The following is a 4,559-nucleotide window of genomic DNA, read 5'->3' as shown; positions in this document are numbered from 1 at the left end:
TGTAGGAACTTCCATCATCGGAAGACCTCGACCTCTATCCGGCCACCGACGCGCCCACCCCGATTACACCCTCAAATGCGATGAGCCCCTTAAATGTCTGGGCTGTGCCCTAGCCTCGGAAGCATGGACGAGACCGAAAAGCTGGACGCAACCTTTCGGGATGCAATTCTGCTGCTTCAGGAACGCAACATACCGGTGGTTACAGCACAGGCCACTGTTGGCGCGAAGAGCGACGTGCTCTGGCTCGACTACGAGCTTGAGGGCGATTTCATCGGAAACTTGGCGCGGACGCTTGATGCGTGTCCTCCGAGACTTGTCGCAGCCTGTCGTGCCGTTGACGGTGACGACGAGGAGTGCTCATTGTTGCTGATTGGCAGCCCCTCGATCGGGATCCGCTTCGGCATTCCGATTGACGCCGAGGACGATGACCATGAAGTGATTGGGAATGACGTTGACCCATCTTTCCGGGTTGAAGCGGAAAGCAGAGCAACTCGACTTCTGGACCGGATTAGTGATCGCATCACCGGCGGTGGTCCCAGAATAGAGCCGTCAGAGCGCGGGAAAATTAGGCTGCAAGTCGAACAGGATCTGAAGGCAGTCCCTGATGCGGACCCACTTACGCTTCAAATAGCCACAGAGAGGTCGTTCCTCGCAGTCGAGCAGATCACAACAGAGCTCACTCGCCTACACCGATTGGAGTTCTCTGATCGCGCTCACGAAATCGCGGCAGACATCCTGCGCGAACGACCGAACGCCAGCAAAATGAATGCCACGGCACTAAGGCCAATTGTTTTCGATCATCTAAGAAAACTGGATCGAGAGTGCGCCACGCAACGCTCCGGAGAGCCAGTCATTCGGGCCATCCTACAGGCTGCGAAGGCAGCCGTTCCCGAACTCTTCTAGGTATCCTGGTCAGACGCCGATCGAACTAAGATACATAGACTCGCAGCGCAATTTCGGGGTTACGGTCAGCGGCTTTTTCCAGCGCTGAAGGCCCGGTATCCCGCAAAGCAGGCTGCCGCTCCGCATGCCACAGCTCCGGTGAGCATCAATCCGTTGCCGGCTGCGGTGAAGGCCATGGAAACGGCAAGGAGCGCGAACAGCACGGCCCCCAGCCCCCAACGGACGGCGGGGCTGGTGCTGACGGAATCCTCGGGCTCAGTGCTCACTGAACAAGCCTAGCCGCTGCTTCGGTGCCGTTCCGGAGCTGTGACCTTCCATGTGTCCATTGCAACCCGCCTGTGCTTTCCGACGGGAGGGCGTCGGAGAAGACTGAAAGCAGTTCGGCGGGATTTCCATGATGAGGGGCTCTTGTGTTTTCACGCAGCAGAATGTCCGGGTTCGCAGTGCTGGTTTTGTTGCTTGCGGCCTTGGCTGCTTGCGGCAATGCGCCGGGGGCTCCTGGGCCGGAGGCGCGGAAGACCGGGCCGGACGTGATCTCCCCCTTGCCGACGTCGCCGCTCCCGGCACCCGATCAGCCGATGGGCTCACGGACGCCTGAAGGGGGAATCTCCAGCCCGGCCAAGCCCGTCTGTGAAGGCGGACCGCTGGGCTGCCGGCTCTATCGGTCAACGGGCGGGCGGGACGCCACCGGGGAACTGGCCTGGTTGACGAGCAAACCCCTCGAAGTCTCCATGGTGTACGTCAATGACACGTGGACGGTGGGGGTGAAGACGCCATGCAACAGCCTTGGAGTCGAGGTCAAGGTCCAGGGCGACCGCTGGATTCCGGGTCAGATCATCATGACTGCGATGGCGTGCCTTGGCCCCGAAAGCAGTTACGAAAACTGGACCCACAAGCTATTCTCACAGCCGGTCACCTGGAAACTGGACGGCACCGCGCTGGTGCTCCGCAACGGCCACGGCACCGTTGAACTCAAGGACGCCGGTCCCATCCGGCACATGTGACAACAGGAAAGCGAGGGCAGGCGCCAACCGACGCGCGGCTTCCGTCAGTCGACGTTTTGGATGATGTCGATGAGCTCGTCGATGCGGAAGCCGTGCCGGCGCGCGTAGAGGACGAGGTCGCGTGCTTGCCTGATGACGTCCCCTCGTTCGGGTGTGCCGACGACGGAGATGCCACGCCCGCGACGGAATTCGAGAAGGCCTTCGTCGCGGAGGAGCCGCAGGGCGCGTAGGACAGTGTTGGTGTTGACGCCGAGGATCGCTGCCAAGTCCTTCGCGGGCGGGAGGCGTTCCCCCGGCTTTGCTTCTCCGCCCGCGATTGCGCGGCGGATCTCCGCGGCGACCTGTTCGTAGAGGTCTCGGGGGTCTTGCTTGTGGACCTTGACACTCAACATGGTGCTAGTAATATTAGCACCATCCCGTCAAGGAGGCAGTCATGGCTGTCACCATTCAACCTCGGCCGGTGCGTCCGGATGATCCGAACGAGCGGGCCACCGCTCCTGAGCTCCTTATCCCTGAGGCGAGGCAGCGAGCACGACGACGGCGCCTCGCGATCGGTGCGGTCGCTGCCTCGACGATGGCCCTTGCTGCGTTTGCCGTGACGGCCTCCCTCGATGGCGGCCCGCCGCAGAGCCAGGGAGCCGCGGTCGACACTCCGGCCGGGCCGGCGTCCTTCGGCGTCTTCGAGCCGGCCAGTGGCCGGATCGTGTACTCGGATGGCCTGGGACTGAGCACCATCGACCCGGCCGACCCGTCCTCTTCCCAAGCCCTGGATCTCCCGGGGCTGATCGACATCGACCCAGCAGACCCGTTCCCTGCCCGATTCCGGGATCTTTCTGGTCCGGTTGCGTACCTGGTTCCGGCGGGCTGGTCCGCAGACGGAACCAAGCTGGCCCTGACCAACGAACATAACGGTACGAGCTATGTGATGGATGCCGGTGGTGGGCTCACTCGGGTCCCTGGCGGTGGCGGCTGCTGCTGGTTCGTTACCGATCCGTGGCTCTCTCCCGACGGCACCGTCGCCATCGAAGTCATCGGGGGCGACCGGCTCCGCCTCAATGATCTCGGGGGCCTCCGCGCATCCCGTATCATCAAACTCGATCCGCCAGTGGGAGACCTTGGCACCGGCATAGTGCCCGTTACCGCGTGGTCGCCCGACGGGGCCCGGATCGCATATACGGCGTACGAGCAAGTCGGCTCATATCTGCTGCCGTCCGCCTTTGTCGTCGACCTCGATTCCGGCAGCACCCGGCAAGTGGTGCCGCCCGGATTCGGCCACATCAGGCAGATGGCCTGGTCGCCGGACGGCTCGCGGCTCCTCGTGATCGCCGGCCCTTATCGCCAGGCGAACCCTGAGCCGCGGGGGCTTAACCCGCTGACCAGTCCGAAGGAAACCGGTCTGTACCTGGTCAGCGCTAACGGCATCATCCCGGCGGTGGAGACCTCGGCGCCGCCCCCGATCGCCTACGGCCACTATGTCGCAGCGGCGTGGTCACCCGATGGCGCACAGATTGCCGCCATCGACTTTGCCGGCTCGGGCCGACGACTGGTGGTGATGGGCTCCGACGGTTCGGCATCACGGGTGCTGGACGACCTTCCGACAAACGATCTCTTCACCGGAGTGGCATGGCATCCGGGTCCGCGGGGCCGCTAGCACGGGTGGCTGAACTATTAAGACTTGCCTTCGATTCCAAGTAGGCGGGCCGAGCAACAATCACCAACTTGCCGAAAGGAGGAAATCGTGAGTTTTACCGTTCAATCCCGGCCGACACGGCTGGATGATCCGGCTGCGCCGTCCGCAGCCCCGGAGGCACTGACCCCGGAGGCACGGGAGCGTTCGCGGCGCAGGCGACGCGTTCATGCGATCATCGCACTTCTGGTTCTCGTGGGAAGCTCGCTTATTGTGTTCTTCGGCCCCTTGGGGCCGCCACTGCAGAATCCCACTGATGAGCCCCCCGCCTTGTCCGCGCCAGGGCCACTTGCCACCCAGGACCCCGCAGAGAGCATCGTTGCCCACCATGTAGTGCTGCGCTTGGGCTGGGTTGTCGTTTACGGCGACGGCACAGTGATCGAATATTTGAATTCGGGTTTGATGAACGACCGGCGCCTGACAGCTGAGGGCGTCGAGCTTATCCGTTCCGGAGCGATCCACCCCGGTGCCCTTCTGATGCAGCCACCCGCGTGGCAGCCGGCCGGTACGTGGGCGGTCCCCGAGCTCACGCCATACGTGCCTTCCCGGTACGCGGCGTGCTACGAATGGGGGCTCAGCCGGAGGAGCGACGCATCAGAGGTGATGGGCTTGCTTCCGGCGTCGGTTCAGTCGCTGCTGCGTGGCCGGGTGAGGACCTATGGCGAAGGAGACATCGTTGTTCCGCGCAACGTCGGTCCTGCGGCTCCCGTCCTATGTTCCGAGGTGGGCGCCCAAGAGGTTCCCGTTGTCATCGCCGCCCTCAAAGACGCCGGCTTCACCGGCGACGATCTGACCGCGCGCGTGGATCCGTGCGTGGCAACGGAGCAGTCGGACCAGAACATGGTGTGCTTCAAACCGCTCCTCCCGCACGGGGGGTGGCATTTGTAGCGTCGCGACAATCCGCGCCTCCCGGAAACGCCGACGGCGGCCGGTACCTTCCGTGCGGAAGGTACCGGCCGCCGTCG

6 protein-coding genes are annotated in these 4,559 nt (G+C 63.5%); 4 read left to right on the top strand and 2 right to left on the bottom strand.

Annotated elements, in window-relative coordinates:
- The first annotated feature begins 123 nt into the window (after nucleotides 1-123).
- Entirely contained in the window at nucleotides 124-903 is a 780-nt protein-coding gene (locus tag D3654_RS11925; RefSeq protein WP_120521719.1) for a hypothetical protein, read from the top strand.
- Between the two features lie 65 nt (nucleotides 904-968).
- Here D3654_RS11925 and D3654_RS11920 read toward each other — a convergent pair whose 3' ends face one another.
- A complete protein-coding gene (locus tag D3654_RS11920) occupies nucleotides 969-1,169 on the bottom strand; it encodes a hypothetical protein (RefSeq protein ID WP_120521718.1) in 201 nt (66 codons plus the stop codon).
- A 438-nt stretch (nucleotides 1,170-1,607) separates the two neighbouring features.
- Here D3654_RS11920 and D3654_RS20495 point away from each other — a divergent pair, with 438 nt between their 5' ends.
- On the top strand, nucleotides 1,608-1,907 hold the full coding sequence (locus D3654_RS20495; protein WP_162943721.1) for an META domain-containing protein: 300 nt from the start codon (nucleotides 1,608-1,610) through the stop codon (nucleotides 1,905-1,907).
- Between the two features lie 44 nt (nucleotides 1,908-1,951).
- Here the strand turns inward: D3654_RS20495 and D3654_RS11910 are convergent, their stop codons facing one another.
- Nucleotides 1,952-2,299, bottom strand: coding sequence for a GntR family transcriptional regulator (locus tag D3654_RS11910; protein ID WP_120521716.1), 348 nt, complete (start codon nucleotides 2,297-2,299; stop codon nucleotides 1,952-1,954).
- Between the two features lie 41 nt (nucleotides 2,300-2,340).
- Here D3654_RS11910 and D3654_RS11905 point away from each other — a divergent pair, with 41 nt between their 5' ends.
- Entirely contained in the window at nucleotides 2,341-3,558 is a 1,218-nt protein-coding gene (locus D3654_RS11905) for a PD40 domain-containing protein (RefSeq protein ID WP_120521715.1), read from the top strand.
- Between the two features lie 87 nt (nucleotides 3,559-3,645).
- The gene (locus D3654_RS11900) at nucleotides 3,646-4,482 is read left to right on the top strand and encodes a hypothetical protein (protein WP_162943720.1); all 837 of its coding nucleotides are present in this window, start codon (nucleotides 3,646-3,648) and stop codon (nucleotides 4,480-4,482) included.
- Nucleotides 4,483-4,559: the final 77 nt, after the last annotated feature.

This window comes from Arthrobacter celericrescens (genome assembly GCF_003614925.1).
GTDB classification, from domain to species: Bacteria; Actinomycetota; Actinomycetes; order Actinomycetales; family Micrococcaceae; genus Arthrobacter; species Arthrobacter celericrescens.
The sequence above is the reverse complement of the archived record's forward strand: the minus strand, read 5'-3'. Positions and strand labels throughout refer to the sequence as shown.